Below are 25,787 nucleotides of genomic sequence, written 5' to 3' on the forward strand. Positions count from 1 at the left end.
CCACAGCGACCTGCGACGGCCCGCATCCCACATGTCCTCACGCCACCGGCGGGTCACCCACAGCGCCGCTGACCACTGCACGGCCGGGCACGCGTTAGGGTCGGACCGGTGATCGTCGTGCACGGCCTGGTACTGCCGGACGGAACCCTGGCCTGCTGGGCCGAGTCCCCGGACGCCGCCCTGCACCCGTCCGGGCACAGCGCGGCAGCCGAACACGCCCAGGCCGAAGAGCGCGCCGCCGCGGGCACCCAGCCCACGGCCGTACACCCGTTCGCGGTCCTCCCGCCGCTGCCCGGCACCGTCGCCACCGCCGACCTGCTCCTGCCCTCGACCCCGCACCGCCCGGCCCCGTCCCCGGAGCTCACCGCGCACCTCCCGGCCGGCCACCGCCGCCCGGCCGCCCGCCGTCACACCCGCTGGACCGTCCCGATCGTCGTCCTCCCCCCGGCCACCGATCCCGAACTGCTGCTGAGCACGGCCCCGGACACAACGCCCGGCAGCTCGATCGGCGCCCTGGCCGACCTGGTCACGTTCGCCACCGACCTGGTCGACCGAGGCCGCTTCCTCCCGGCCCTGACCACCGAGTCGCCGGGCCCGCACCCCGACACCGGCTCGGACCCCCGCCCGGACACCGGCTCGAAGACCGGCTCGGAAACGGGCGCGGGAACCGGCTCGGAAACGGGCGCAGACTCCGGCTCGGGGACCGGTGCGGACACCGGCTCGGGGAACAGCTCGGAGGCGGTCGCGGACAATGGCTCGGAGACCAGCCACCAGCCTGAGCCCGGCCACCGTATCGAGCGCTTCGAAACCGGCCGCGGCCCGGCGGCGAGGTGGCGCCCGGCCCTGTGGGGCGCCGACGCCACCACGGCCGACACCCTGGGCCGCGCCATGCCCGGCGTCGCCGCGTCCGCCACCGACCCGTCCCTGCGCCGGCTCCGCCTCCCCGCCGACCGGCCGGCCTGGTCCCCGGCCGACGCCACCCGTACGGCCCTCGACACGACCGTCGACCACCTGGTCCGCGCCCGCCTGGCCGGCGAGCCGCTGCTCGGCGACGGCCAGGTCCGCAACGACACCGCCGTCCGCGCCTGGCTGGCCGCGCTCACCACCCCCGACGCCCGCCTCCGCACAGCCGCCCCGGCCCACACCTCCCGCGCGCCCGGCGGCGTGACGGCAGCCAGGGCCCGCGCCCAGGCCCGCGCGATCGCCGAGGCCGCCGCCCGCCGCGAACCGGTTGCAGCCGGGACAACCGCGGCAAACGACACCGCGGCCCGCCGCGAACCCGTTGCCCCGCCGCTCACCGCCGGGCCGGTCCCGACCACAGCAACCGAACCGAGGCCCGCCCCCCGCCCCGAACCGGTCCCGCCGCCGCCCGCCACCAGGCCGGCCCCCACCAACGAGTCCGCCGTCAGCCGCGAACCCGTCCCGCCGCCGACAGCCGAGGCGGGGTCCGGCCGCGCGCTGGCCCGCGCGATCGCCAACGCCGCCGCCCGCCGCGAACCGGCCCCGGCCACAGAACCCGCGACCAGTACCACCGCAGCCCACCCCGAACCCGCGGCCAACGAGACCATCGCCCGCCTCGATTCCCGGCCCCCCACCGGCGAGCCGGCCACGGCCACGACGCCGCCACGCCCGGAGCCGGTCACCGAAGCGGGCCCGTCCGACGCCACCCGCCGCGAACCCGTCCCGTCGCTGCCCCCCGCGGAGCACACCCCGGCCGGGCGGACGGCGACAACCGGGCTGGCCCCGGCCGAGGCAGCGCCGGCTGGGGAAGGCGAGCCAGCCCGGGCCGGCGAGGCGGACCGGGCTGCGGATGCGGTGGTGAGGGCCGCGCCGGCGATGGACGACGGGCCCGAAGTGGCCCGGCTGCGGGAGGTCCTCGAGCGGTGGGCGGACAGCGGCCGCCCCGCCCCCGTACGGACCTGTTTCCGGCTCTCCTACGTCGAAGCCGCCGACGAGGACGACGACCTGGCCCCCGACCCGGCCGGCGACCAGCGCAAGACGCCGGGGCCGGGCCGGGCCGACCCCGACGGCGGCTCGTGGCTGGTCGAGTTCCTGCTGCAGCCCGCGGCCGAGCCGGGTCTGCTCGTCCCGGCGCAGGACGTGTGGCACGACGGGGCGTCGCCGTTGTTCAAGTGGGTCGACTACCCGCAGGACGTGCTGCTGGCCGACCTGGGCCGGGCCGGGCGGCTGTGGCCGGACCTCGACGAGGCGCTGTGGGTGCCGCGGCCGGTGTCGCTGCGGCTGGACACGCCCGGCGCGTACCGGTTTTTGACGTGCGCGACGCTGCTGCACGACGCGGGGTTCGGGGTGCTGCTGCCGGCGCAGTGGCAGCGGCGGCAGGACCTGGGTCTGACGCTGACGGTCCGGACCCGCCAGCCGGCGGCGCCGGTGCTGCGGGACACGACGACGAACCGGGCGGCGATCGTCGCCTACCGGTGGGGCCTGGCCATCGGCGACGAGTTCCTGTCCGAGGCGGACCTGGCCGAGCTGGCCCGGGCGAAGGTGCCGCTGGTGCGGCTGCGGGGCCGGTGGGTGCACCTGGACCGGGAGCGGCTGCGGGCGGGGCTGGCGTTCCTGCGCCGCGGCGGCCGCGGCGAGATGACGGCCGGGGAGGCGATGCGCCTGACCCGGCTCGTCCCGGACGGGGACCTGCCGCTGCCGGTGACCGGCGTCGACGGGGAGGGCTGGCTCGCGGACCTGCTCACCGGCCGGGCCGCGGAACGTCTGGAGCTGCTGGACCCGCCGCCGGGCCTGACCGCGCAGCTGCGCCCGTACCAGCGGCGGGGCCTGTCGTGGCTGGCGTTCCTGGACGCGGTCGGCGTCGGGGCGCTCCTCGCCGACGACATGGGCCTGGGCAAGACGGTCCAGGTCCTGGCCCTGGAGGCGCATCTGCGGGCGCGGGGGCCGCGCCCGCCGACGCTGGTGGTGTGCCCGCTGTCGGTGCTGGGCAACTGGCGGCGGGAGATCGAACGGTTCACGCCGCACCTGACGGTCCGCGTCCACCACGGCGCGGCCCGCCTCACCGGCGCCGGTACCGTCGACGGGGTCGATCTGGTCCTGACCACATACCAGGTCGCGACCCGCGACGTCGACACCCTCGCCGCGGTCGGCTGGGACCGGGTCGTCCTCGACGAGGCCCAGCACGTGAAGAACGCGGCCGGGGTGACGGCCCGGGCGGTGCGGCGGCTGCCGGCCCGGCACCGGGTCGCGCTGACCGGCACGCCGGTGGAGAACCGGCTGACCGAGCTGTGGTCGATCGCCGACTTCCTCAACCCGGGGCTGCTGGGCGAGGCGAGCCTGTTCCGGGCCCGGTACTCGGTGCCCATCGAACGGTGGGGCGACGAGGACACGGCCCGGCGGCTGCGGCGGGTGACACGGCCGTTCCTGCTGCGGCGGGTGAAGACGGACCGGGCGGTGATCGCGGACCTGCCGGAGAAGTTCGAACGCCGCCAGTGGTGCAACCTGACGCTGGAGCAGGCGACGCTGTACAAGGCGGTCGTCGACGAGCTGTTCGTGAAGCTGCGGGAGGGCCGGGCCGGGCCGCAGCGCAAGGGCCTGGTCCTGTCGGCGATGACGAAACTGAAGCAGGTGTGCAACCATCCGGCGCACCTGATGGGCGACGGCACGCCGCTGGCGGGCCGGTCGGGCAAGCTCGCCCGCCTGGAGGAGATCCTGGCCGCGGCGATGGCGGCCGGGGACCGGGCCCTGGTGTTCACCCAGTTCGCGCGGTTCGGGCACCTGCTGGCCCCGCACCTGGCGCAGCAGTTGGGGACGGGCGTGGAGTTCCTGCATGGCGGTACACCCAAAGGCGCCCGCGACCGGATGGTCGAACGGTTCCAGTCCGGGTCGGGCCCGGGGGTGCTGCTGGTGTCGCTGAAGGCGGGCGGGACGGGCCTGAACCTGACCGCGGCGAACCACGTCGTGCACGTCGACCGGTGGTGGAACCCGGCCACGGAGGCGCAGGCGACGGACCGGGCGTTCCGCATCGGGCAGCGCCGCGACGTGCAGGTCCACACGTTCGTGTGCATCGGCACGATCGAGGAGCGGGTGGAGGAGATCATGATGAGCAAGCGGGACCTGGCCGGGGTCGCGGTCGGCTCCGGCGAGGGCTGGCTCACCGGCCTGTCCACGAACGACCTGCTCGAGCTGATGTCGCTGGCGCCGGAGGCGGTCGGTGATGCCTGAGACGACGTGGTCGCAGCAGTTCCTGGGCATGCTGGAATCGTTGCGGATGGGTACGACATTTTCGGCGGGCCGCCGCTACGCCCGCGCCGGACAGGTACGCTCCGTAACCATCTCGACCAGTATTGTGACGGCGCTGGTTGTCGACGAGGACGGCGAGACGTACCGGGCGCGGATCGGCGTGCAGGCGTACACCGCCGCCGACTGGGCCCGCATCGAACGGGCCCTGGCCGGTGAGGCGATCCACGCCGCGAAGCTGCTCGCCGGGCACCTGCCCGACAACCTGGAACGGATCCTGGCCGGGTTCGGCCTGTCGCTGTTCCCGCAGTCGCTGTCGGAGATCGTCCTGGACTGCTCCTGCCCCGGCTGGCAGAAGCCGTGCCGGCACCTGACCGCCGCCTGCTACGTCCTGGCCGAGGAGTTCGACGCCGACCCGTTCGCGATCCTCGCCTGGCGGGGCCGCGGCCGCGACGAGCTGCTGGAGGCGCTGCGCGCGCACCGGGTCTCCGCCCTCGCGCACATCGCCCGCGCCAAGCGCCCGGACCCGGCCCCGACAAGCCACAACCTTGGCGGCGGTACCTTCTGGGAAGCCGGCCCCCGCCTCGACCCGCCCGAACCGGAGGTTCCCGGGGCGCTGCGCCGCGGCGACGCCATCCTCGACCAGCTCGACGCGCTGCCCCTCGCCGTCGGCCGGTTCGACGTCGCCGACGTGCTGCGTGCCGCCTATCACACCGTCACCCACCGCGAGGCGGGGTTGCCGCCGCGCCGCCGCGGCCGGTAACGTCGACGACGACGGCGGGTGACCGCCGCGGTCAGGGCCGAGAGGCGCTGCGACGGACCCGTTGAGTCCGCCACGCTCGGCCAGCCACTGACCTCCCTTTGACCCAAAGGGCGCCTCCTGTCACCGGGAGGTGACCTCAGGTATGTCCGAACACACCCTGCAGCAGCTCGTCGAGCACGGGCACCCGTACCTCCAGCGTCGCGGCGGACTCGACTTCGCCGTCGCCGACCTGTCCCTCGCCGACGCCGGCCGCACCCAGATCCGCCTCGCCGAACACGAGATGCCGGGCCTGATGGCGACCCGCCGGGAGTACGCCACGGCCCAGCCGCTGCGCGGCGCCCGCATCGCCGGCAGCCTGCACATGACCGTGCAGACCGCGGTGCTGATCGAGACCCTGGTCGCGCTCGGCGCCCAGGTCCGGTGGGTATCGTGCAACATCTTCTCCACCCAGGACGAGGCCGCCGCGGCGGTCGTCGTCGGCGCCACCGGTACCGCCGACAACCCTGCCGGCACGCCGGTCTTCGCGTGGAAGGGCGAGTCGCTCGCCGAGTACTGGTGGTGCACCGACCAGCTGTTCCAGTTCACCGGCGACAACGGCGAACCCGCCGGCCCGAACATGATCGTCGACGACGGCGGCGACGCGACCCTGCTGGTCCACAAGGGCGCCGAGTTCGAGACCCGCGGCACGGTACCGGCGGCCGCCGAGACCGACGACCCCGAGTACCGCATCATCCTCGACACCCTCGCCGCCAGCCTCGCCCGGGACCCGCAGCGGTTCACCCGGGTCGCGGCCGGCGTCCGCGGCGTCACCGAGGAGACCACCAACGGCGTCAAGCGCCTCTACAAGCTCGCCGAGTCCGGCGAGCTGCTCTTCCCGGCGATCAACGTCAACGACTCGGTGACGAAGTCGAAGTTCGACAACACCTACGGCATCCGCCACTCCCTCCTCGACGGCCTCAACCGGGCCACGGACGTGATGCTGGCCGGGAAACTCGTCGTGGTCTGCGGCTACGGCGACGTCGGCAAGGGCGCCGCCGAGGCCCTGCGCGGGCAGGGCGCCCGCGTCGTCGTCACCGAGATCGACCCGATCTGCGCGCTGCAGGCGGCGATGCACGGCCTGCCCGTCGTGCAGCTCGACGACGTCATCGACACCGCCGACGTGGTCATCACCGCCACCGGGAACAAGGGCATCATCACCGCCGCCCAGCTGGCCCGGCTCAAGCACAACGCGATCGTCGGCAACGTCGGGCACTTCGACAACGAGATCGACATGGCCGGCCTCGCCCAGCTGCCCGGCATCGTCAAGCGCGAGATCAAGCCGCAGGTCCACGAATGGGCCCGCGCCGACGGCCGCTCGATCATCGTGCTGTCCGAGGGGCGCCTGCTCAACCTCGGCAACGCGACCGGCCACCCGAGCTTCGTCATGTCGAACTCGTTCACGAACCAGACGATCGCGCAGATCGAGCTGTACACGAAGCCGGACGCCTACGAGCGGCAGGTGTACCGGCTGCCGAAGCACCTCGACGAGAAGGTCGCCGCCCTGCACCTCGACGCCCTGGGGGTGCGGCTGACGGAGCTGACGAAGGAGCAGGCCGAGTACATCGGCGTCGACGTGGCCGGCCCTTACAAACCGGAGCATTACCGCTACTGACAGTGATCCGCCGGGGTTGCGCTCCTGCAGCGGTACCGCAACCCCGGCACCATCCCCACCAGCTCCCCCGCCGCCCCGGCACGTCCGGCGGCGTCTCCTGCCTCACCCGGGCCGCCGCGATCACCGCAGATCGCGGCGGCCCCGCGTGTATCACCGGACCGGCACCATCGCCGACCGGTCGCGGCGGCGCGGGGCGGGCCGCGGTGGAGCGCGGCGGGCGGGCGGCGGTGGCTCGCCCGCCGCGTCACGGGCCGCCGATATCGCCGGCCGGTCGCGGCGGCCCGGGTTGCATCACCCAGGGCCACCGGGATGGGTTAGCGCATGCAGCCCGCCCGAGCGGCCAGCGCTGGTAGATGTGCACGACGCCGACGTCGACGTCGGCCCCCCGGTCGTCGGCGTCGACGACCGGGGGCCGGGGCCCGGGGCCGGGGCGGTCGCCGCGGATGTTGACGTAACCGTCGCCGACTCCCGCCACCCGCGCCCGCCACCCGCGCCCGGCTCTACGCCATCCACGCGCCGCCACACACCGCCAGGACTCCGCACTGATGCAGCCGCACCCGCCCTCACCCTTTTACTGTTGCCGATTTTCTCGGCACCGATGATTCCGCCCCGCCGGCCTCGTCACATGGGCAACGATCCCGGATGAGGAAAGGCGGCCCGCACCGATGGCGACCACGCTGTACTCCGCGACCATGTCCCTGGACGGCTTCATCGCCGGCCCGGACGGCGACATGAGCTGGCTCACCCCGCACATCGCCCCGAACCCCCTCGTCGACGACCTCATCCCGCGCATCGGCGCCCTGCTCGTCGGCAACCGCACCTTCGGCGGCGACGACCCCTACCGTGGCACCGACCGCGCCGGCAAACCCTTCGGCGGCGGCTGGGACGGCCCCCAGTTCGTCGTCACCCACCACCCCCGCCCACCCGCCGACGGCATCACCTTCGTCCCCGACGTGGCCACGGCAGTCACCGCCGCAAGGGCGGCGGCCGGCGACGGCTACGTCAACATCCTCGGCGCCGACATCGCCCGCCAATGCCTGACCCTCGGCGAGCTCGACGAGATCCTGACGATCATCGCCCCGGTCCTGCTCGGCTCCGGCACCCGCCTCTTCGACGCCCCCGGCACCCCGCCGGTCCAGCTCGAGCAGGTCAGCGTCACCCACACCCCGAAGGCGATCAACACCTGGATGCGGATTATCAATTAACGGCAATCCGGTAATGGTAATTCGATAATTCCGGGCCGCCCCGTGCCGCCACCACGGTGCGGCCCCCTGTCCGCACTGGCCACACCTCTCGCAAGCCGGCCGGGTTCGGCGCCGATGCGGCGTTGGGGCTGGTCCAGGTGTTCCTCAAGCCGGCCGGGCTCGGCGCCGGTGCGGTGATGGGGCTGGTCCAGGTGTTCCCTCGACGGTAGCGTCCGGCCGCCGGGTGCCCGCCGCCACCACTGCCGCGGCCGCGGTCCCCACCCTGCCCGCGCGGAGCAGGGCGGCGCAAAACCGGTGGCCACGACCGGCCCCGGCCACGTAGAAACTCCGGAGTGTTCAAGATCCTGCGCCGGCCGTACGCGGCGGGCCTGGCCGCCACGAACCTCCTCGTCCGTCTCGCCGGCGGCGCCGTCGCCCTGGCCCTGGTCCTGTTCGCCGAGGCCACCCGCGGCTCGTTCACCGCCGCGGGTCTTCTCGCCGGGTGCTTCGCCGTCGGTACCGCCACCGGCGCCCCCATCGCCGGCCGGCTCGTCGACCGCCTCGGCGCGACCCGCGTCCTGCTCGGCACCGCCGCCGTCCACGCCGCCGCCCTGCTGACCATTGCCGCCCTGCCCGCAATCCCCCTCACCGCCGCCGCGGCCCTCGCCGTGCTGGCCGGCGCCGCCCGCCCGCCGGTCGGCGCCTGGATGCGCGGCATCTGGGCGGCGATCCTGGACAACGACCGCGACCGCCGCGCCTCGTACCGCTTCGAAAGCGCCCTCCTCGAGCTCGGCTTCATCGCCGGCCCCCTGATCGCCGGCCTCGTCGCCGCCGTCGGCCGCCCGGCGCTGGGCCTGGCCCTGACCGCCGTGATCGCCGCCACGGCGTCAACCGTCTTCGCGCTGCTGCCACCGTCGCGGGCCGCCGACCCCCGCCACCGCCCGACACCCGACCCGGCCCCCGCGCCGGTCCCGATCCACCCGGCCGCCGCGCCGGTCCCGGTTCACCCGGATGCCGGACAGCTCCCGATCGCCCCGGTCGCCGGGCACGACCCGGTCCGCACGGTCATCGGGCCGGTCTCGGCTCATCCGGGTGCCGGGCAGCTCCCGACCGTCCCGGCTGCCGGGCCAGTCCCGGTCCACGCGGCCCCCCAGCAGGTCCCGACCGGGCAGTTCCCGGTCCGTCCGGTCGCCGGACACGCTCAGCCCGGCCCCGCTACCGACCAACAGACGGTGAGGACAAAGAAGACTCAGCGTGATCTGCTCGGGGCGTTGCGATCACCGGCAATTCGCACACTCGTCGTGTCCCGAACCGCACTCGGTGTGACGATCGGGGCGTTGCAGGTGACCGCCGCCGGGTACGCCGCCGCGCACGGGCACCCCGGCTTCGCCGGGGTGCTCCTCGGGGCCCTCGCCGTCGGCAGCCTCGCCGGCAGTGTCGCGCTGCGGCTCCGCCCGACGCTGCTGGCCGCCGTCATGTGCGCCGCGGTGCTGCCGCTGTTCGCACCGGCCGGACTGTGGTGGCTGGCGGTGCTGTTCGCCGTCGCGGGCGCGCCGGTCGCGCCGCTGAACGCGGTCGCGTACGAGGTGACGGAGACCGCGGCACCACCCGGCACGGCGACCGAGGCACGGATGTGGACGAGCACCGCGACGACGGCGGGCACAGCCCTCGGTACCGCCGCCGCCGGCGCCGCCGTCGAGCAGTGGTCGCCCCAGGCCGCGCTGCTCATCGCCCTCGCCGGGGCAGTCCTCGCCCTGAGCGCCGACGTGGCCGGCCGGATCGGCGGGCCATCAGACGGCCAGATCGGCGGGCCATCAGACGGCCAGACCGGCGGGCCATCAGACGGCCAGACCGGCGGAACCTCACACACGACAGCCGAACAGGCCGTCAGTGGCGCTGCCACACATCGGCCTCAGCGGTCCAGCGCAGCGTCGTGACAGCCTGCAGGACCAGACCCCCGGACAGCGACGGCGTCAGGTACAGCTCATCGGCGAGCGACCGGATGATGTGCAACCCCCGCCCGTGCTCGTCCAGGACCGGGTCGAACACCAGATCGCCCCGCGGCCCGTCGCTGTCCACGCTCAGATCCACCTCGTCACCGCCACGCGCCGGCGGCACGGACGGGAAGCCGGCATCCCCGGGCACCGGCGCCGCCGCCGACGGGGACAACCGCGACGGATCGACCACCGCACCCGCGTTGATCACATGGATCATGCACCGGGCGCTCGTCACGTCGATCGTGATCTCGTAGTCGTCGATCTGCAACGCGTGCTCGATGACGTTCGCGCACGCCTCGGTCAGGATCAGGCTGATGTCGTCACGGCACGACGGCTCCACCCCCAGCGTGCGCAGCGCCTGGTCCAGCAGCCGCCGCACCACCGGCACCGTCGCCGCATCGCGGGGCAGATGCAGCGCCAGCCGTAACGCGATCGACACGCAACCCCCTCAGCCCGGCCCGTACCGTCACGGTACCCGCAACCCCCCTCGGGTTATGTTTGCCGACCGGCAACCACAGTCACCCGGGGTGGGTGAGGGACGGACACCGCCGCCGGGGAAGCCCCGAACCTGTGCGCCGAACCGTGTGGATCCTCGCCCTCGCCGCAGGCTACGTCGACGGCCTCGCCCTGCTGTACCTCGGCGGCGTCTTCGCCAGCGTCGTCACCGGCAACCTGCTGCTCGTCGGCGTCACCGCCGCCACCGACCCCCACCATCTCGCCGGCACCGCCGGCCGGGCCGCCCTCGCCGTCGCCGTCTACGCCACCACGGTCGCCGCCGCCCGCAACATCCCGCCCGCCCGGTGCCTCGTCGCCGAACTCGCCGCCCTGTGCACCCTCACCGGCGGCTGGGTCGCCACCCACCACGACCCCCACGGCCCCGCCGAACTGCCCCTGCTCACCCTCGCCGTCATCGCCGTCGCCCTGCAGGCCGCCTCCCAGCGCGACGGCGACACCCCCACCGGCCACCTCACCGGACCCCTCATCCGCGTCGCCGAAGGCCGCATCCGCCTCGCCGGCGACGGCGCACCCCTCATCGCCATGCCCGCCGGCGCCGCCGCCGCCGCGCTACTGCTCGACCGCGCACCCTGGCTCGGGCCCCTGCCCGCCGTCGCGCTCGTCGCCGCCGCCGTCGTCCTGCGCGCCGTACCGCCCCGCAAACGCCGGTCCCGCACCTCCACCACCCCGCAGCCGGAACCCGCCTGGACCCCGTAAAGTTGCAGCAATGGGGATGGTGCACACCGTCGGACTCGTCCTGCATCCACGCCGCGACTCCAAACCGGCCATCGATGCCGTCATCGACTGGGCCCGCAACCGCGACACCACCGTCCTCGGGCTGCCCGACGAGGTCGACCGCATCGACTGCACCGCCGTCGCCGTCACCGCCGACGAACTCGTCGGCCGCTCGTCCCTCGTCGTCAGCCTCGGCGGCGACGGCACCATGCTGCGCAGCATGCGCCTGCTGTCCGGCAAACCCACCCCGGTCCTCGGTGTCAACCTCGGCCGGCTCGGCTTCCTCGCCGAAGTCTCCGTCGACGAACTCCCCGGCGCCCTGTCCGCGATCGACGCCCACCGCTTCACCGTCGAACCCCGCATGGCCGTCCGCACGACCCTGCCCGACGGCACCGCCGTGACCGCGTTCAACGACATCGCCCTGGTCCGCACCCCCGGCCACGGCCTGGCCGCCATCGCCATCTCGATGCAGGGGTACCCGTTCGTCCGCTACGCCGCCGACGCCCTCATCGTCGCCACATCCACCGGCTCCACCGCCTACAGCTTCTCCGCCGGCGGCCCCATCGTCTCCCCCACCGTCGAAGGCATCCTCGTCGTCCCCGCCGCCGCGCACTCCGCGTTCAACCGCGCCCTCGTCCTCTCCCCCGACGAGGACCTCGACCTGGAACTGCTGCCCAGCAGCGGCCCCCTCGTCGTCGAGGTCGACGGCGAGGTCGTCGGCGAGGTCAAACCCGGCGACACCCTCACCGTCTCCGCCGCCCCCGCCGCCGCGAAGGTGGTGCGCCTCGGCTACACCACCTTCTACGAACGCGCCCGCCGCAAACTCCAGGTCAACGGCAGCCTCGAGGTCGAACTCCCATAACCGGAAAATCGGAAATGTCCGATACCGCCGGGCCCCGGCCGGGATGGTGCCCGGCGGCATCGGCCAGGACGGCCCGACAGCGCGGAAACCAAACGGACGACCACGCGGCACGACCGCACCGCACCGCACCGCACGACCGAAGCGGACCACCGACAGCGGACCACCGACAAACGGGACAGCCGCAGACGGGACAGCCGCTTAGCGGAAGCACCCGCCCGCGGGCAGACGATCACAGCAACGACGAAGACGGCCCGCAAGAGCAGCCAACAGCCAGCAAGCGCTCAGCTGTGCGAACGCGACGGCAACCCCGCCACCCCCACCAACGCCTCATCCGCGTAACACCACACCCAATCCTCACCAGGCTCGAACGACTGCACCAACGGATGCCCCGCCGACCGGAAATGCGCCGACGCATGCTTCGACGGCGACGAGTCACAACACCCCACATGCCCACACGTCAAACACAGTCGCAAATGCACCCACCGCCCCCCGACCGCCAAACAGTCCTCACACCCATCCGCCGACGGCTCCACCGGCTCCACCAGATCCAAATGCGCGCAAACACTCTGCATCGCACCACCGTAGCCCGCACCACATTCGTCGCGCGGCCAGACGCGTGGTTGGATTGACCGCATGGCCAAGCCAGCGATCTTGACCGTCGACGACGACCCCGCCGTCTCCCGCGCCGTCGCCCGCGACCTGCGCCGGCAGTACGGCGAGCAGTACCGCATCGTCCGCGCCGACTCCGGCCGCGAAGCCCTCGACACCCTCAAGGAACTCAAGCTGCGCGGCGAACAGGTCGCCGTCCTGGTGGCCGACTACCGCATGCCCGAAATGAACGGCCTGCAGTTCCTCGAGGCCGCCATGGACCTCTTCCCCCGCGCCCGCCGCATCCTGCTCACCGCCTACGCCGACACCGACGCCGCCATCCAGGCCATCAACATCGTCGACCTCGACCACTACCTCCTCAAACCCTGGCACCCACCCGAGGAGAAGCTCTACCCCGTCATCGACGCCATGCTCGACGCCTGGAAAGCCGCCCCCGACCGGCCCAGCGCCGACGTCAAAATCATCGGCCACCGCTGGAGCGCCCCCAGCTTCACCGTCCGCGACTTCCTCGCCCGCAACATGATCAGCTACCGGTGGTACACCACCGACGACGCCGAAGGCCAACGCCTCCTCACCGCCGCCGGCCTCACCCCCGACGACGTCCCCCTCGTCATCACCACCGAAGGCAAAACCCTCCTCAACCCCACCGAAGCCGAACTCGCCGCCCACGTCGGCCTCACCACCACCCCCGCCACCGACTTCTACGACCTCGTCGTCGTCGGCGGCGGCCCCGCCGGCCTCGGCGCCGCCGTCTACGGCGCCAGCGAAGGCCTCCGCACCGTCCTGCTCGAAGAACGCGCCACCGGCGGCCAAGCCGGCCAATCCAGCCGCATCGAGAACTACCTCGGCTTCCCCGACGGCGTCTCCGGCGCCCAGCTCACCGACCGCGCCCGCCGCCAAGCCATCAAATTCGGCGCCGAACTCCTCACCGCCTGCCGCGTCACCCGCCTCGAAAGCCACGGCAACACCCGCGTCCTGCACTTCGAAGACGGCACCACCATCGCCTCCCACGCCGTCATCCTCGCCACCGGCGTCTCCTACCGCCGCCTCACCGCCCCCGGCCTCGCCGACCTCCACGGCCGCGGCGTCTACTACGGCAGCGCCGCCACCGAAGCCCCCTCCTGCACCGACCAGGACGTCTACATCGTCGGCGGCGCCAACAGCGCCGGCCAGGCCGCCATGTTCTTCTCCCGCTACGCCAGCCGCGTCCACCTCGTCATCCGCGCCCCCAACCTCGACGCCTCCATGTCCCAATACCTCATCGACCAGATCGACGCCGTCGACCACATCCAGGTCCACCCCTGCACCGAAATCGCCGCCGCCCACGGCGACGAACACCTCGAACGCCTCGAACTCCGCCCCCTCGATGGCGGCCCCGGCCACACCGTCGACGCCTCCTGGCTGTTCATCTTCATCGGCGCCGAACCCCGCACCGACTGGCTCGACGGCACCGTCCAACGCGACCCCCGCGGCTTCGTCCTCACCGGACCCGACCTGCTCACCGGCGACGGCCCCCCACCCGGCTGGCTCCTCCCCCGCGACCCCTACCACCTCGAATCCAGCATCCCCGGCGTCTTCGCCGCCGGCGACGTGCGCGCCGACTCCGTCAAACGCGTCGCCTCCGCCGTCGGCGAAGGCGCCATGGCCGTCTCGCTCGTCCACCGGTACCTCCTGGAGTCCCAATGACCAACGGCCGCCGCCTCACCCCCGAACAACTCCGCGGACTCTTCCTCTTCGAAGCCCTCGACGACGACAAGCTCGACTGGCTCGCCGCCCGCGGCTGGGCCGTCACCCACCCCGCCGGCAACGCCATCTACACCGAAGGCCAGCCCGCCACCTGCTTCGTCGTCCTCATCTCCGGCACCGTCGCCCTCAGCCGCAACATCCGCGGCGACGACGTCGAGCTCTCCCGCACCGACCAGACCGGCGTCTACGGCGGCGCCACCCAGGCCTACCTCGGCGACCAGGTCCCCCAGCTCTACAACAACACCATGCACGCCATCACCGACGCCGAAGTCCTCGAACTGCCCGCCGCCGAGTTCGGCCCCGTCATCCGCCAATGGTTCCCGATGGCCATGCACCTGCTCGAAGGCCTCTTCTTCGGCATGCGCAACAGCAACAACGCCGTCGCCGAACGCGAACGCCTCCTCGCCCTCGGCTCCCTCTCCGCCGGCCTCACCCACGAACTCAACAACCCCGCCGCCGCCGCCGTCCGCGCCACCGCCGTGCTGCGCGACAAGGTCGCCGGCATGCGCCACAAACTCGCCATGATCGCCGACGGCCGCCTCGACGGCGAACGCCTCCACGGCCTCGTCGAACTCCAGGAAACCGCCGTCAAGAAGGCCCAGAACACCCCCAAACGCTCCGCCCTGGACATCTCCGACGCCGAGGACACCATCGGCGACTGGCTCGACGAACACGACGTCGCCGGCGCCTGGGACCTCGCCCCCACCCTCGTCGCCGGCGGCGTCGAACTGCCCTGGCTCGAAGACGTCGCCACCAGCATCGGCGACATCGACCTCGAACCCGCCGTCCGCTGGCTGTGCTACACCATCGAAACCGAGCTGCTCATGGGCGAGATCGACGACGCCGTCGGACGCATCTCCGGCCTCGTCTCCGCCGCCAAGCAGTACTCCCAGCTCGACCGCGGCCCGTTCCAGGTCGTCGACGTCCACGAGCTGCTCGACGCCACCCTCATCATGCTCAACGCGAAGATCCCCAACGGCATCCGCGTCGTCACCGACTACGACCGCGGCCTGCCGAACATCCCCGCGTACGCCGCCGAGCTCAACCAGGTGTGGACGAACCTCATCGACAACGGCGTCGCCGCCATGCACGGCTCCGGGACCCTCACCATCACCACCGCCCTCGACCCGAACGGCGACTGCCTCACCGTCGACATCGCCGACACCGGCACCGGCATCCCGCCCGAGGTCCGGCCCCGCATCTTCGAGCCGTTCTTCACCACCAAGCCCGTCGGCGAGGGCACCGGCCTCGGCCTCGACATCAGCTACCGCATCGTGGTCAAGAAGCACCACGGCGACATCCGGGTCAACTCCGAACCGGGCGACACCCACTTCACGGTCGTGCTGCCCCTGCGAGAGGCCGTCCCAGCGGCCGCCCTTTGAGTTGTTGCAGGTCGGCGCGTAGCGCCGATCGTTATTGTTCTTGGCGTGCCGTCAGGCACGCTGCCTGACGCGTCCTAGGATGCTAGGATTTGTGCTCCGAACCAGCAAGAAATGTTGTAGAAACCCCACAACGGGACGGCCATAGGATGCGTCGACAGACGCATTGGTGTACTCGGCAGTAATCAAGCAGGGTGTAGATCGTCGCGGCACACGCGGGGAAAATCCAGGAGGCTCAACCGGTGTTCAGTCGTATCGCCATCGTCAACCGCGGAGAGGCCGCCATGCGGCTCATCCACGCCGTGCGTGACCTGTCCGCGGAAACGGGCACACGGATCGAGACGGTCGCCCTGTACACCGACGTCGACCGGACCGCGACCTTCGTCCGCGAAGCCGACCTCGCCTACCCCCTCGGCCCCGCCGCCGCCCGCCCCTACCTCAACCACGACCTGCTCGGCCGGGCCCTGCGCGCCACCGGCGCCGACGCCGCCTGGGTCGGCTGGGGCTTCGTCGCCGAGGACCCCGCCTTCGCCGAGCTCTGCGACGCCATCGGCATCACCTTCATCGGCCCCAGCGCCGACGCCATGCGCAAGCTCGGCGACAAGATCGGCGCCAAGCTCATCGCCGAAGAGGTCGGCGTCCCCGTCGCCCCCTGGAGCCGCGGCGAGGTCGCCACCCTCGACGACGCCCTGCGCGCCGGCGAGCAGATCGGCTACCCGCTCATGCTCAAGGCCACCGCCGGCGGCGGCGGCCGCGGCATCCGCAAGGTCGCCTCCGCCGGCGAGCTCGCCGACGCCTACGAACGCACCAGCGCCGAAGCCCTGCGCGCGTTCGGCTCCGGCGTCGTCTTCCTCGAACGCCTCGTCACCGGCGCCCGCCACGTCGAGGTCCAGGTCATCGCCGACGGCCAGGGCACCGCCTGGGCCCTCGGCGTGCGCGACTGCTCCGTCCAGCGCCGCAACCAGAAGATCATCGAGGAGTCCGCGTCGCCCGTCCTCGGCCCCGAACAGACCGCCGAGCTCAAGGCCGCCGCCGAACGCCTCGCCCTCGCCGTGGACTACCGCGGCGCCGGCACCGTCGAGTTCCTCTACCACCCCACCGACCGGATCTTCGCGTTCCTCGAGGTCAACACCCGCCTGCAGGTCGAACACCCGATCACCGAGATCACCACCGGCACCGACCTCGTCAAGCTGCAGCTGCACGTCGCCGCCGGCGGCAAGCTCGACGGCGTCCGCCCCGCCGAAGCCGGCCACGCCGTCGAGGCCCGCCTCAACGCCGAAGACCCCGACCGCGACTTCGCCCCCGCCCCCGGCCGCATCTCCCGCCTCGTCCTGCCCGCCGGGCCCGGCATCCGCGTCGACAGCGGCGTCGGCGAAGGCGACAGCATCCCCTCCGACTTCGACTCCATGATCGCCAAGATCATCGCCTACGGCCGGGACCGCGACGAAGCCCTCGGCCGGCTCCGCCGCGCCATGGCCGAGACCACCGTCATCATCGACGGCGGCGCCACCAACAAGAGCTTCGTCATCGACCTGCTCAACCAGCCCGAAGTCATCGACGCCACCGCCGACACCGGCTGGATCGACCGCGTCCGCGCCGAAGGCCGCCTCGTCAACCACCGCCACTCCGCCATCGCCCTGGCCGCCGCCGCCATCGAGGCCTACCAGGACGAAGAGCAGATCGCCCGCGCCCGCCTCCTCACCACCGCCCACGGCGGCCGCCCCCAGGTCCAGCACGAATCCGGCCGCCCCCTCGACCTCAAACTCCGCGGCGTCGGCTACCGCGTCGCCGTCGCCCGCGTCGGCCCCACCCGCTACCGCGTCGGCGTCGCCGCCGGCGCCGACCCCCACCCCGCCGACGTCGAAATCGAACGCTTCGACACCCACCGCGGCCAGATCACCGTCAACGGCCGCCGCTTCCGGCTCGTCTCCGCCACCCACGGCCCCATCCACCTCATCGAGGTCGACGGCGTCACCCACCGCATCAGCCGCGACGAAGGCGGCGTCGTCCGCTCACCCGCCCCCGCCCTCGTCGTCGCCACCCCCGTCGCCGTCGGCGACGAGGTCCAGGCCGGCGCCCCCATCCTCGTGCTGGAAAGCATGAAGATGGAGACCGCCCTGCGCGCCCCGTTCCGCGCCCGCGTCCGCGAACTGCCCGTCTCCGTCGGCAGCCAGGTCGAGACCGGCGCCCCCCTCATGCGCCTCGAACCCCTCGCCGACGACACCGACGACACCGCCACCGACGGGCCCGCCGCCGAAGCCGTCGACATCGACCTGCCCCCCGAGATCACCACCGGCACCACCGCCGAACGCCTCGCCCACCGCCTGCAGGACCTCCGCGCCCTCCTCCTCGGCTTCGACACCGACCCCCACGACCGCGGCCGGACCCTCACCAACTACCTGCAGGCCCGCGCCGAAGCCGACACCCGGCCCACCACCGGCGAACTCGAGCTCCTCACCGTCTTCGCCGACCTCGCCGACCTCACCCGCAACAGCGCCGCCGGCGAACGCGACCTCGAAGCCAACACCGCCGTGCACTCCCCCCGCGAGTACTTCCACCGCTACCTCGGCAGCCTCGACGTCGACCGCGCCGGCGTCCCCGCCGCGTTCCAGGCCCGCCTCACCAAGGTCCTCGCCCACTACGGCATCGACCGCCTCGACCGCACCCCCGACCTCGAAGCCGCCGTCTTCCGCATCTTCCTCGCCCAGCAGCGCACCGCCACCGACGTCGCCGTCGTCTCCGGACTGCTCCGCCAATGGCTCGCCGGCCCCCCGCCCCTGGAACCCCTCGCCGAACGCGCCGGCCTCACCCTCGAACACCTCATCGAGGCCACCCAGGTCCGCTTCCCCGCCGTCTCCGACCTCGCCCGCGGCATCGTCTTCCGCTGGTTCGCCCAGCCCCTCCTGCGCCGCAACCGCGCCGAGGTGTACGTCGGCATCCGCTCCGACCTGCGCTACCTCGACGAACACCCCGACGCCCCCGACCGCGCCGACCGCATCCAGTCCATGGTCGCCAGCGCCGAACCCCTCGTCCGGCTCATCGGCCAGCGCATCGGACAAAGCAACAGGCTGCGCGCCGGCGGGCCGAGCCGCGACCACGCCCCCCTCCTCGAGGTCCTCACCCGCCGCTACTACGGCAACCGCGGCCTCAGCCACGTCACCACCGCCGACACCGCCGGCGGACGGTTCGTCACCGCCGAACACACCGGCCGCACCGGCAACCGGACCCGCGTCGCTACCACCGCCGTCGACATCGACACCCTCGACGCCGCCCTCGACGCCGTCGCCGGCTTCGCCGCCGACACCCCCGCCCTCGTCGCCGACCTCTACGTCGCCTGGGAGGACCAGCCCGACGCCGCCACCATCGCCGCCCGCCTCGGCGACGTCCTCGGCCGGCACCCCCAGCCCACCGCCGTACGCCGCATCACCATCACCGTCGCCGGCACCTCCGGCGCCGTGATGCACCACCACTTCACCTTCCGCCCCGACGGCGGCGCCTTCGCCGAGGACCGCCTCATCCGCGGCCTGCACCCCCAGATCGCCAACCGGCTCCAGCTGTACCGGCTCCGCGAGTTCGACCTCACCCGGCTGCCCTCCGCCGACGAGGAGATCTACCTGTTCAAAGCCGTCGCCAAGACCAACCCCGCCGACGAACGCCTCATCGCCATGGGCCAGGTCCGCGACCTCACCCCCCTGCGCGAGGCCGACGGCCGCCTCGTCGCCCTCCCCGCCCTCGAGGACATCACCACCGGCTGCCTCGACGCCATCCGCAACATCCAGGCCCAGCGCCCCCAGAACAAGCGCTTCGACACCAACCGCATCATGATGTACGTCTGGCCCGCCACCGAGCTCACCCAGGACGAGATCGAAACCCTCGTCCAGCGGCTCCTGCCCACCACCGCCGGCGCCGGACTCGAAGAGGTCCAGTTCCTCGCCCGGCAACGCAACGCCGCCGGCGAACTGTCCGAGGTCGCCGTCCGCATCACCCTCGACCCCGGCCACGGCGCCCGCCTCAACGTCGACAAGCCCTCCACCGAACCCGTCCAGCCCCTCGACGACTACCGGCAGAAGGTCCTGCGCGCCGCCCGCCGCGGCAACGTGTACCCGTACGAGCTCACCGGCCTCCTCGCCGGCCACAACGGCACATTCACCGAACACGACCTCGACGAACACGGCACCCTCGCCCCCGTCCAGCGCCCCAAGGGCCGCAACAGCGCCGCCATCATCGCCGGCGTCGTCACCACCCCCACCCCCCGCCACCCCGAAGGCGTCACCCGCGTCGTGCTCCTCGGCGACCCGACCAAGGCCCTCGGCGCCCTCGCCGAACCCGAGTGCAGTCGCGTCATCGCCGCCCTCGACCTCGCCGAGCGGATGCGGGTACCGCTGGAATGGTTCGCCCTGTCCGCCGGCGCCCGGATCTCCATGGCATCCGGCACCGAGAACATGGACTGGGTCGCCGCCGCCCTCAAGCGCATCGTCACCTTCACCCAGGCCGGCGGCGAGATCAACATCGTCGTCACCGGCATCAACGTCGGCGCCCAGCCCTACTGGAACGCCGAGGCGACCATGCTCATGCACACCAAGGGCATCCTCGTCATGACCCCCGACTCCGCCATGGTCCTCACCGGCAAACAAGCCCTGGACTTCTCCGGCGGCGTCTCCGCCGAGGACAACTACGGCATCGGCGGCTACGACCGGATCATGGGCCCCAACGGCCAGGCCCAGTACTGGGCCCCCAGCCTCGCCGGCGCCCGCGACGTCCTCATGGCCCACTACGACCACACCTACATCGTCCCCGGCGAGGCCGGCCCCCGCCGCGCCCCCACCTCCGACCCCGCCGACCGCGACGTCTCCCCCTACCCGCACACCATCGACGGCAGCGACTTCACCACCGTCGGGCAGATCTTCTCCACCCAGCACAACCCCGACCGCAAGAAGCCCTTCGACATTCGCACCGTCATGCGGGCCCTCGCCGACCAGGACCACCCCACCCTCGAACGCTGGGCCGGCATGGCCGACGCCGACACCGCCGTCGTCACCGACGCCCGCCTCGGCGGCTGGCCCGTCTGCCTCGTCGGCATCGAGTCCCGCTCCGTACCCCGCACCGGCTTCCCGCCCACCGACGGCCCCGACACCTACACCGCCGGCACCCTCTTCCCCCGCTCCTCCAAGAAGGTCGCCCGCGCCATCAACGCCGCCTCCGGCAACCGGCCCCTCGTCGTCCTGGCCAACCTCTCCGGCTTCGACGGCTCACCGGAGTCGATGCGCAAGCTCCAGCTCGAGTACGGCGCCGAAATCGGCCGCGCCATCGTCAACTTCACCGGCCCGATCGTCTTCTGCGTCATCTCCCGCTACCACGGCGGCGCCTTCGTCGTGTTCTCCAAGGCCCTCAACCCCAACCTGACCGTCCTCGCCCTCGAAGGCTCCTTCGCCTCCGTCCTCGGCGGCGCCCCCGCCGCCGCCGTCGTCTTCGCCGGCGAGGTCGACAACCGCACCAGCAACGACCCCCGCGTCACCGCCCTGCACGCCCAGGTCGCCGCGGCCAGTGGCGCCGAACGCGCCGCCCTCAACGCCCGCCTCGCCGAGGTCCAGGCCGCCGTCCGCGCCGAACAGCTCGGCGCCGTCGCCGCCGAGTTCGACCGCGTCCACAGCATCCAGCGCGCCGTCGAGGTCGGCTCCGTCGACGCCATCATCAGCGCCGCCGAACTGCGCCCACGCATCATCGAGGCCGTCGAGCACGGCCTCAAACGCTGAACAACCCAACAACCAGAACAAGACCAACAACCAGAACAAAGACGCCGGCCGCACCTGTACCCCAGGAGCGGCCGGCGTCACCGCAACCTCACCGCGCGCCACCGAACCACCGCGGCAACTGCCCCGACAGCTCCAGCTGATCGTCGCCGGCCCACGCCACATGCCCGTCCGGGCGCAGCAGCACCGCCGGCACCCCCAGACCCTCGCTCGTGTCCACCACGACATCGACCCGGTCCTGCCACCCCGCGACCGACAACCCGCCCGTCTGATCCACCAGCAGCCCCCGCCCCGACCGCAGCAACTCGTACAACCGGCCGTGCTTGAACATCACATCCCGCAACCGCCGCCCCACCAGCGGATGCCCCGGCCCGAAGTCGTACCGCACCGCGATCCCCGTCAGCTTCTCCGCCAGGAACCGGTTCACCTCCTCGAACTCCATCAGCTCGGCCAGCAGCCGCCGCACCGCCCGCGGCCCCGGCTCCGCCGACAACAGCAGCATCTGCGCCCGCGCATGCTGCAACACGTCCTCCGCGACCGGATACCGCTCCGCCTGGTACGAGTCCAGCAACCCCTCCGGCGCCCACCCGCCCACCTGCGCCGCCAGCTTCCACCCCAGGTTGAACGCATCCTGCATCCCCAGGTTCAGCCCCTGCCCGCCCACCGGCGGATGCACATGCGCCGCATCCCCGGCCAGCAGCACCCGCCCCGCCCGGTACCGCTCCGCCAGCCGCGTCGCATCCCCGAACCGCGACAGCCACCGCGGCGCATGCACCCCGAAATCCGTCCCCGCCACCGCCACCAGCCGCTCCCGCACCTCCTCCAGCGTCGGCGGTACCCCCGGATCCGGCGACACCCCCGCCGCCGGCACCACCAGGCGGTACCAGCCGCCCGCCACCGGCCCCACCCCGAACCGCTTCTCCGTCTCCCGCACCCGCGCCACCACCGCCACCACCGACTCCCACGGCGCCGTCAGCTCCACCTCCGCCAGCAGCGTCTCGACCCGCGACGGCTCCCCCGGAAACCCGATCCCCGCCAGTTTCCGCACGGTACTGCGCCCGCCGTCACACGCCACCAGAAACCGCGCCCGCACCGCCTCCCCACCGTCCAGCATGGCCGTCACCCCGTCGCCGTCCTGCTCCAGCCCCACCACCGCACACCCCCGCCGGACCCGCGCCCCCAGCTCCTCCGCCCACTCCGCCAGCAGCCGGTCCGTCACCGTCTGCGGAATCCCCAGCGTGTACCCGTGCGCCGTATCGAGACCCTCCGGCGCCCGCTTGTCGATCGCCGCGAAGAACCCGCCCACCGGATGCTGCCGGCCGTGCGCCAGGAACCGCTCCAGCAGCCCCCGCTGGTCCAGCACCTCGACACTGCGCACATGCAGCCCCAGCGACCGCACGAACGGCGGCGGCTGCGCATCCCGCTCCAGCACCACCACGTCCACCCCGCGCAGCCGCAGCTCCCCGGCGAGCATCATGCCGGTCGGCCCGCCCCCGACCACGATCACGTCCGCCATGCGTCAAGCGTCGCAAAAACCGGCGGCACGGCGCCGCCGAACCCCCTACCGTGGCCGGGTGCCGCCCACCTTCCAGCCCGGCCTGCAGCTCTGCCGCGACCTCTACCACCTCGGCGTCCGTCCCCTCCTCGGCGGCCTCCCGCACGCCGCCGCCCGCATCGGCCCCGGCTCCGAGGTCCTCGGCTTCGACACCCCCCGCTCCACCGACCACGACTGGGGCCCCCGCCTGCAGCTGTTCATCGACCCCGCCGACGCCGACCCTGCCGAGCTCGCCGCGACCCTGCGCCACCGGCTCCCCAAGGACATCCACGGCTGGCCCACCAGCTTCGAACCGCCCGGCGCCCGGGTCCGCGTCATGACCGCCACCACCGGCCCCGTCCACCACCGCGTCGACATCACCGACGTCGCCACCTGGTCCCGCGACCACCTCGGCTTCGACGCCCGCCACCCCGCCACCGCCACCGACTGGCTCGCCACCCCCACCCAGCTGCTCGCCGAAGCCACCGCCGGCGCCGTCTACCACGACGACACCGGCGAGCTCACCCGCCTCCGCGCCAACCTCGCCTGGTACCCGGAGCCCCTCTGGAAGCGCGTCCTCGCCGCCCAGTGGGTCCGCATCGCCCAGGAGGAGGCCTTCGCCGGACGCACCGCCGAGCTCGGCGACGACCTCGGCAGCCGCATCGTCGCCGCTCGCCTGGCCCGCGACGTGATGCGGCTGAGCCTGCTGCTGCAGCGCCGCTACCCGCCGTACAGCAAGTGGCTCGGCACCGCGTTCGCCGCCCTGCCCGGCATCGCCCCGGTCGCCGCCGCTCTGGCCCGGGCCGTCGCCGCCGGCGACGCCACCGCCCGCCAGGACGCCCTCTGCGACGCCTACGAGGCCTGCGGCGACCGGCAGAACCGGCTCGGCCTCGCCCCGCCGGTCGACGCCACCCGCCGCCCGTACTTCGACCGCCCCTACCCGGTCATCGACGCCGGCCGCTTCGCCGAGGCCCTCGCCCCCGGGTTCGCCATCGGCGCGATCGACCAGTTCGCCGACTGCACCGACGTCCTCGGCCGGTCCGGCCTCACCCGCGGCCTGACGGCGGCCGTCCACCCGGACCCGGCACGGCCGCCCGCCGCGTAGCGGCAAGGAGGTTCTGCCGGCGTGCCGTCAGGCACGCTCGCTAAGGCATCCTAGGATGCTAGGATCGGACGGGTCGTCAGTACCGGCCGAGCCAACCGGACGGGGCCATCACGACGCGCGGGTTCGCCGCCGGGTCGAGCCAGCGCAGCACCGCCAGCAGGTCGCCCTGGGGCAGGCTCACGCAGCCCAGCGTGCTGTTGCCGTTGGACTGGTGCAGGAAGATGCCGCTGCCCCGGCCCGCCGTCGCCGGCATGTTGTACCGGATCACGGCGAAGTACGTGTACTGCGGGCTGACCTGCCACAGCGGCTCGCTCGGGCCGCCCGGGTTCGGGCCGTGGCTGAACGTGTTGTAGCCGGGCGAGTCGCTGTTCTCGTTCCACCAGTCGTCGGCGGCGAGCTGGTGGTAGGCGTAGCGGACGCCGGGGTCGGCGGCGATGCCGTACATGGTGGCGTCGATCGCGTAGACGCCGGCCGGCGTCGTGCGGTCGCCCTCGCGCTTGGCGTCGCTGAAGCCCCGCGAGCCCAGGTGGACCGCGACCGGCCCGGACGCCGGCCGCCAGGCGCCGCCGGACTTCGCGTACGTGCGCAGCGTCGCCGTCGTCGCCGACGGGCTCGCCGACTGCACGATGACGACCTGGGTGGTGTTCGCCGGCAGGGTGCGCAGCCGGGCCGGGTCGCCGGCCGGGTCGTCCTCCTTCGGCGGGCCCGGGGCGTGCGTGGTCCGGGCCGGGGCGGCGGCGGTCGGGTGGGCCGCGCCGGTGGTGGGGGCCGCGGCGCCGGTCGGGGCCGGGCCGCCCGGGGTGGAAGGGTCCGCGGAGGCCGGCGCGAGCGGGTCGGCCGGGCCGGACGCGGGGCGGCCGGGCTGCGGGGTCGCGACGCCGGACGCGGGCGCGGCGGCCCTGTCCGGCCCCCGCGCGCAGCCCGCCGCCAGCAGCAGGGGCACGAGCACCGCCAGGATGACCTCCGGGCGGCGTCGGGGCTGGTCGACCGGCACGACCAATAGTATCTACCGCATGGGCGCAAGCTTCCGGACAAATCCGGCGACACGCCGCGTGGCCGGATGGCTCGCGGCCGTGTGCGTCCTCGCCGTCGCCGCCGGCTGCGACGGCGCGCCGGGCATCGCGCCGGCGTCCGCGGGCGTGCCGAGCGTGTCGGCCGCGGCGCCGGACGGCTCAACGGGTACACCATCCGCATCGGCGGCCCCCGAGGACTTCGTGGAGGCCCTGCCCGCGGCGCTGCGCCAGGCGATGACCGGCGTCTCGTGGCGGGCCGGGTGCCCGGTGGGGCTCGACGATCTCCGGCTCGTGCACGTGTCCTATGTGGACTTCGACGGGAAGGTCCAGGCCGGGCAGCTGGTGGTGCACAAGGCCATCGCCGACGCGACCCTGCGGGTGTTCCAGCGGTTACGGGCCGGGCGGTTCCCGATCCGCGGGATGCAGCTCATCGAGCACTACGGCGGCAGCGACGACACCTCGATGGCGGCCGACAACACCTCGGCGTTCAACTGCCGCAACGTGCCCGGCACCAGCCACTGGTCCAACCACGCCTACGGCCGGGCGATCGACGTCAACACCGTCGAGAACCCGTACCTGCCGAAGGGCCAGGTCATGCCGCCGGCCGGCCGGGCCTTCCTCGACCGGCGCGACGTGCGCCCGGGCATGATCGTCGCCGGGGACGCCACGGTGAAGGCGTTCCAGGCCGAGGGGTTCGCCTGGGGCGGCGCCTGGAAGTCCGGAACCGACTACCAGCACTTCGAAAAGCCCTAAAAAGGGATGCG

Annotated in this window: 16 protein-coding genes; 12 read left to right on the top strand and 4 right to left on the bottom strand. The window is 73.2% G+C overall.

What is annotated here, in order from left to right; all coding sequences use genetic code 11:
- The first annotated feature begins 108 nt into the window (after positions 1 to 108).
- The 5 genes from ACPPVO_RS29500 (at position 109) to ACPPVO_RS29520 (ending at position 9,735) form a co-directional block, all read left to right on the top strand.
- Complete coding sequence (locus tag ACPPVO_RS29500) at positions 109 to 4,185, top strand: SNF2-related protein (protein WP_426514385.1); 4,077 nt, start codon at positions 109 to 111, stop codon at positions 4,183 to 4,185.
- Positions 4,178 to 4,963: a hypothetical protein gene (locus tag ACPPVO_RS29505; RefSeq protein ID WP_426514386.1), complete on the top strand. Its 786-nt coding sequence runs from the start codon at positions 4,178 to 4,180 to the stop codon at positions 4,961 to 4,963. Before ACPPVO_RS29500 ends, ACPPVO_RS29505 begins: the two co-directional genes overlap by 8 nt.
- Positions 4,964 to 5,105: 142 nt before the next feature.
- Entirely contained in the window at positions 5,106 to 6,614 is a 1,509-nt protein-coding gene (gene ahcY / locus ACPPVO_RS29510) for an adenosylhomocysteinase (protein ID WP_426514387.1), read from the top strand.
- A gap of 665 nt (positions 6,615 to 7,279) precedes the next feature.
- On the top strand, positions 7,280 to 7,819 hold the full coding sequence (locus ACPPVO_RS29515) for a dihydrofolate reductase family protein (RefSeq protein WP_426514388.1): 540 nt from the start codon (positions 7,280 to 7,282) through the stop codon (positions 7,817 to 7,819).
- A 332-nt stretch (positions 7,820 to 8,151) separates the two neighbouring features.
- A complete protein-coding gene (locus tag ACPPVO_RS29520) occupies positions 8,152 to 9,735 on the top strand; it encodes an MFS transporter (RefSeq protein WP_426514389.1) in 1,584 nt (527 codons plus the stop codon).
- Here ACPPVO_RS29520 and ACPPVO_RS29525 read toward each other — a convergent pair.
- Positions 9,686 to 10,234 carry an ATP-binding protein gene (locus ACPPVO_RS29525; RefSeq protein ID WP_426514390.1) on the bottom strand — a complete coding sequence of 183 codons (549 nt, stop codon included), beginning with the start codon at positions 10,232 to 10,234 and terminating at the stop codon, positions 9,686 to 9,688. The genes ACPPVO_RS29520 and ACPPVO_RS29525 overlap by 50 nt on opposite strands.
- A gap of 131 nt (positions 10,235 to 10,365) precedes the next feature.
- Between ACPPVO_RS29525 and ACPPVO_RS29530 the strand changes: the two genes are divergently transcribed.
- Positions 10,366 to 11,007, top strand: a complete 642-nt coding sequence (locus tag ACPPVO_RS29530; RefSeq protein ID WP_426514391.1) for a YoaK family protein — start codon at positions 10,366 to 10,368, stop codon at positions 11,005 to 11,007.
- A 10-nt stretch (positions 11,008 to 11,017) separates the two neighbouring features.
- The gene (locus ACPPVO_RS29535; protein WP_426514392.1) at positions 11,018 to 11,887 is read left to right on the top strand and encodes an NAD(+)/NADH kinase; all 870 of its coding nucleotides are present in this window, start codon (positions 11,018 to 11,020) and stop codon (positions 11,885 to 11,887) included.
- A 281-nt stretch (positions 11,888 to 12,168) separates the two neighbouring features.
- Here ACPPVO_RS29535 and ACPPVO_RS29540 read toward each other — a convergent pair whose 3' ends face one another.
- Complete coding sequence (locus ACPPVO_RS29540; RefSeq protein ID WP_426514393.1) at positions 12,169 to 12,618, bottom strand: ubiquitin carboxyl-terminal hydrolase 14; 450 nt, start codon at positions 12,616 to 12,618, stop codon at positions 12,169 to 12,171.
- On the opposite strand from ACPPVO_RS29540, the gene ACPPVO_RS29545 reads away from it, so the two are divergent.
- From ACPPVO_RS29545 to ACPPVO_RS29555, 3 genes are all read left to right on the top strand, one after another.
- Positions 12,521 to 14,182: an FAD-dependent oxidoreductase gene (locus ACPPVO_RS29545; protein WP_426514394.1), complete on the top strand. Its 1,662-nt coding sequence runs from the start codon at positions 12,521 to 12,523 to the stop codon at positions 14,180 to 14,182. The genes ACPPVO_RS29540 and ACPPVO_RS29545 overlap by 98 nt on opposite strands.
- Positions 14,179 to 15,624 (top strand): ATP-binding protein, encoded by a 1,446-nt coding sequence (locus ACPPVO_RS29550; RefSeq protein WP_426514395.1) that lies wholly within the window; start codon positions 14,179 to 14,181, stop codon positions 15,622 to 15,624. Before ACPPVO_RS29545 ends, ACPPVO_RS29550 begins: the two co-directional genes overlap by 4 nt.
- Before the next feature lie 239 nt (positions 15,625 to 15,863).
- Positions 15,864 to 21,374 carry a carboxyl transferase domain-containing protein gene (locus ACPPVO_RS29555; protein WP_426514396.1) on the top strand — a complete coding sequence of 1,837 codons (5,511 nt, stop codon included), beginning with the start codon at positions 15,864 to 15,866 and terminating at the stop codon, positions 21,372 to 21,374.
- Between the two features lie 88 nt (positions 21,375 to 21,462).
- Here ACPPVO_RS29555 and rox read toward each other — a convergent pair whose 3' ends face one another.
- Positions 21,463 to 22,887, bottom strand: a complete 1,425-nt coding sequence (rox, locus tag ACPPVO_RS29560; RefSeq protein WP_426514397.1) for a rifampin monooxygenase — start codon at positions 22,885 to 22,887, stop codon at positions 21,463 to 21,465.
- 58 nt (positions 22,888 to 22,945) lie between these two features.
- Between rox and ACPPVO_RS29565 the strand changes: the two genes are divergently transcribed.
- Positions 22,946 to 24,010 (top strand): DUF4037 domain-containing protein, encoded by a 1,065-nt coding sequence (locus ACPPVO_RS29565; RefSeq protein WP_426514398.1) that lies wholly within the window; start codon positions 22,946 to 22,948, stop codon positions 24,008 to 24,010.
- A gap of 76 nt (positions 24,011 to 24,086) precedes the next feature.
- Here the strand turns inward: ACPPVO_RS29565 and ACPPVO_RS29570 are convergent, their stop codons facing one another.
- A complete protein-coding gene (locus ACPPVO_RS29570; protein ID WP_426514399.1) occupies positions 24,087 to 25,004 on the bottom strand; it encodes a L,D-transpeptidase family protein in 918 nt (305 codons plus the stop codon).
- Between the two features lie 19 nt (positions 25,005 to 25,023).
- On the opposite strand from ACPPVO_RS29570, the gene ACPPVO_RS29575 reads away from it, so the two are divergent.
- The gene (locus tag ACPPVO_RS29575) at positions 25,024 to 25,776 is read left to right on the top strand and encodes a M15 family metallopeptidase (RefSeq protein ID WP_426514400.1); all 753 of its coding nucleotides are present in this window, start codon (positions 25,024 to 25,026) and stop codon (positions 25,774 to 25,776) included.
- The last annotated feature ends 11 nt before the right edge of the window (positions 25,777 to 25,787 follow it).

Source organism: Dactylosporangium sp. McL0621, from assembly GCF_049995355.1.
Taxonomy (GTDB): Bacteria; Actinomycetota; Actinomycetes; order Mycobacteriales; family Micromonosporaceae; genus Dactylosporangium.

Bases quoted from the DNA above. Each gene is read 5' to 3' on its own strand.
- ACPPVO_RS29505 (WP_426514386.1), top strand. From the start codon at position 4,178: ATGCCTGAGACGACGTGGTCGCAGCAGTTCCTGGGCATGCTGGAATCG.
- ahcY (WP_426514387.1), top strand. From the start codon at position 5,106: ATGTCCGAACACACCCTGCAGCAGCTCGTCGAGCACGGGCACCCGTAC.
- ACPPVO_RS29515 (WP_426514388.1), top strand. From the start codon at position 7,280: ATGGCGACCACGCTGTACTCCGCGACCATGTCCCTGGACGGCTTCATC.
- ACPPVO_RS29535 (WP_426514392.1), top strand. From the start codon at position 11,018: ATGGGGATGGTGCACACCGTCGGACTCGTCCTGCATCCACGCCGCGAC.
- ACPPVO_RS29545 (WP_426514394.1), top strand. From the start codon at position 12,521: ATGGCCAAGCCAGCGATCTTGACCGTCGACGACGACCCCGCCGTCTCC.
- ACPPVO_RS29540 (WP_426514393.1), bottom strand. From the start codon at position 12,618: ATGCGGTACTGCTCGCCGTACTGCCGGCGCAGGTCGCGGGCGACGGCG.
- ACPPVO_RS29550 (WP_426514395.1), top strand. From the start codon at position 14,179: ATGACCAACGGCCGCCGCCTCACCCCCGAACAACTCCGCGGACTCTTC.
- rox (WP_426514397.1), bottom strand. From the start codon at position 22,887: ATGGCGGACGTGATCGTGGTCGGGGGCGGGCCGACCGGCATGATGCTC.
- ACPPVO_RS29575 (WP_426514400.1), top strand. From the start codon at position 25,024: ATGGGCGCAAGCTTCCGGACAAATCCGGCGACACGCCGCGTGGCCGGA.